Raw genomic sequence first — 3536 nt, 5'->3', positions numbered from 1 at the left:
GAGTTGTTAATGGTGATTTCTACACCGGCATTTATCTTGAGTGGATTTACCTGGCCTACCTCAGCGATTCCAGAGTTAATTACCAATGTAGCCCATTTTATTCCCGTAACTCAATATTTGAGTGGCTTTAGAAAAGTGGCCTTTTATGGAGGGGACTTAGTTTCAATTGGCCCTGAAATAAGGGTGTTGGTAGGTATAATTATAGTGGCCATTGTAGCCATGGCTGTGCTCTTGCAGGTTAAAATAAACCGATTGGCGAAAATCAGCAATAATCAATTGGATTAATTGACCGTTTTTTGAATTCCAGCCTAGGAAAAAGAAATGGGGGTATCGGCGCATTTTGCAACAATACCCCCAATGGCTTATTACTGCATACTGCTAAATTTTTCATGCTTTTCTAAATTCTTTAATTGGTCTTCCCTTTTGAGCCACACCTTTCTAAGCTTCTTTTTGGAAAACAGCTCTAATTGGTCACCTACATGTGGGTTGCCGGGTTGAGTAGCATTGCCATAGGACATAAGGGCCTTGGCGGTAATCTCATCACCAAATTCAGTTGCGCAAACGTAGGTCTCACCATGGGCGGCAAAGAATTGTCCATTTCCCTTCGGGGAAAAATTCATGGTTCTAAAAATCCCTAAACTTCCGGCACCACCGTTTGCACCAAAGCTATGTTTCCCCACTTCCAGACGGTAAACCTCTCCATAACTTACGGCCAAGAATCCGTAAACGTCCTGATGCTTTGCTGCAGCTATTTTAAGTGAAGAAATAACATAAGGTAGATTTTTAAGTTTTGCGGGAGTGTTGAGGGGATCATTAAAATCCCATTCTTCAGCGAAAACGCCTTTGCTTCCAAGTTCCTTTGCGAACATGCTAAACAATACCGGTCCGGTACTACTTGCCTCGAAAGCACCATCCCAACTGAGCAATATTTCTAAAGCTTTCTTCGTCAAGCTATCCAGCTCACTGGGATCGATTTTGCTTAAATCTTCTTTTAGCCTTAGAAAATATTCTGATTTTGTATCGTGTTTCAACGCTATAAACTCGTCTAAACTGAGGTTTTCAGCATCTTTAATCAATAAAGCTGAACGCTGGGGTCTGAATCCCATGGCGTTTGGAGCCATATGAGAAGGGTAATCCTTAGGGCTAATGGCGGCAGGAATGGTGCTGGTATAGGGAGGGTCATTGGCATTTTGAATCCAGCCACTTTTTGGGTTAAGGTAGGAAGGAACTTCTTTTGAGGAATAGTAGCCCTGCCACAAGTCATCGCTGGAAGTACTGGAAACGATGTTTTGCCATTTTCCCCAATCTCCATTTTTCTTAGGGGCATTTCCACCAAAATGATAAAGGATATTGTTTTCCTTGTCGCTATAAATCACATTAAACAGTGGGAGGCCATTCATTTTTAGTGCTTCTTGAAATTGCCCGAGAGTTTGAGCCTCTCCCATAGCAAGCCACTGCCCAATGATATTGAGTTTTCCGTCACTATTTGGCCACTTCATGGCAATCGCTTTGTTTTCGCCTTCCTTCACCACCATACCAAACTCAGACTGCTTTCTTACCACTACAATTTCCCTACTTCCTGTCTCTGTTTTTTCAGTTATTAGGAGACTGTCAATAGTGAAATCGTGAAATTTATTATCGAGTTGATACTGCCCATTTTTAAGGGTAAGTTCATATAGATCCACATTGTCCAAGGTGTTGACGGTATGGGTCCAGCCCAGGTTTTTATTGAAGCCTATACCAATGGTTGGTAGGCCCACTAGGGTGGTTCCATATAAATCATTGGTACCGGAAATTAAACGTGCTTCAAAAAACAACCAGAAATCATTCCAGTTTAGGTGTGGATTGGCCATTAGCATGCTGTTTCCTGAAGCAGTTTTACTTCCATTGATGGCCCAACCATTTGATCCAGGGGTCCAATTATTGGCTTTTCGAATATTGCGGTTGACGAGAAATTCAAGGTAAAATACCCTGAAGGTATGTTGAAGGATGTCCTCAGGTTTTACCGGGAGAACAACTTTGAATTTTTCCTCCAGCTCATTGAGATTTTTTTGGGCATAGGCATTAATCCCGTTGGCAAAGGCAATTAAAACGTTTTTTTCCTTTTGTGGTAATTGGGCAAAAGATCGTCTGGAAGCAGCCAAAACCCCTAACTGATGCAATAGCTTGTCTCGTTCAATATTTTCACCCCAGTATTCCCCTGATTTTGCCCGGCCTTCTCCATATAATTTTAGCATCAAATTGCCATGGTTGTGCATTTGTGCCCAGCCCATCATATAATAAAGGTTGTTGTCCGTGCTGGCATAAATATGAGGGATACCCCATTTGTCCCAAAGAATCTCATCACTTTGCGGTTTTGAGCCGGTTAAAGCTGTACCTATAACAAATGGAACAATTAGAATAAGGAGTTTCTTGTACATGAAAATTTAGCGTTTATAATAATTAGATTCTTGTCAATATTCTTTCACTAATGGAACCAATCTATATAAGAATTGACTGCTGCTTAATCGAATTTTACTGAAGTCATAGACAAGGAGCCCCCCACGGGTTGGTCATTAAACAAGCTTGTATTGTCTCGATTATGTTTGAGTGCTAAAGTATAGAGCAAAGGCAAATAATGTTCTGGAGTTGGTATGGCCAGATCAAAAGCTGTTCCCTGTTTTTTAAAATTTATCAACTTTTGAAAATCTCCATTTAAAATCCAGGTTTTCATTTTTTCATTGGCTTCCATGGCCCAATCGAAGGCATATGGCTCTCCCTGTAGTTTGTCCCATGCAACCTTACCTAAATTATGAACCATATTCCCACTACCAATGATTAATACACCTTTTTGACGCAACTGAGACAACTCCTGCGCCAATTCGAAATGGTATTTTGGCGACTTGGAATAATCCAAACTCATTTGAATGGTGGGTATTTCTGCATTGGGGTAAAGGTGTTTAACGACACTCCATGTGCCATGATCTAGCCCCCAGTTTTTGTCCAGTCCTATTTTGGATTTTGTGATTAAATCTTTTGTTTCCCGTGCAAGGGAAGGGCTTCCGGGGGCCGGGTATTGTACGTCAAATAATGCCTGAGGAAAACCGCCAAAATCATGAATGGTTTTAGGTTTCTTCATGGCAGTCACATAGGTGCCTTTGGTTTCCCAATGGGCAGAAATACATAAAATAGCCTTTGGTTTAGGGATTTCTTCTCCGATTTTTTTAAAGTTTGCGACAAAGGTGTTTTCTTCTATGGCATTCAGAGGGCTGCCGTGTCCTAAAAATAAGACAGGCATTTTTTGCGCATTGGAAAACGAGCCGGAGAGTTTGTTTAAAGCTTTTAAGTGCATTGATTGAATGATTATTGGGTGGCATTTAAGTATTCATAGGGGTGAGGATTGCTTTGAAAAAGAGCTCCCCTATAAATATACTCCTTGTTTCCAATAATGGGTTACTTGGGTTTTGGAATATGTAGAATATTAAGAAAAAAAATGTTAAATGGAGAGCTTTTTTTGTTTAAGGTAGTGTTAAGATTTTGTCAGTATTGTTGCAGAA

At 40.6% G+C, this 3536-nt stretch carries 3 protein-coding genes; 1 reads left to right on the top strand and 2 read right to left on the bottom strand.

Translation table 11 applies throughout. From position 1 onward, the window contains the following. On the top strand, positions 1–285 hold a 285-nt coding region (locus AAC037_RS21870), incomplete at its 5' end, for an ABC transporter permease (RefSeq protein ID WP_339905606.1). A gap of 80 nt (positions 286–365) precedes the next feature. Here AAC037_RS21870 and AAC037_RS21865 read toward each other — a convergent pair. Beyond that, on the bottom strand, positions 366–2420 hold the full coding sequence (locus AAC037_RS21865; RefSeq protein WP_339905605.1) for a penicillin acylase family protein: 2055 nt from the start codon (positions 2418–2420) through the stop codon (positions 366–368). Between the two features lie 83 nt (positions 2421–2503). Next, a complete protein-coding gene (gene ygiD, locus AAC037_RS21860; protein WP_339905603.1) occupies positions 2504–3331 on the bottom strand; it encodes a 4,5-DOPA dioxygenase extradiol in 828 nt (275 codons plus the stop codon). Positions 3332–3536 lie beyond the last annotated feature (205 nt).

It is taken from the genome of uncultured Cyclobacterium sp., assembly GCF_963976465.1.
Taxonomy (GTDB): Bacteria; Bacteroidota; Bacteroidia; order Cytophagales; family Cyclobacteriaceae; genus Cyclobacterium.
The sequence above is the reverse complement of the archived record's forward strand: the minus strand, read 5'-3'. Positions and strand labels throughout refer to the sequence as shown.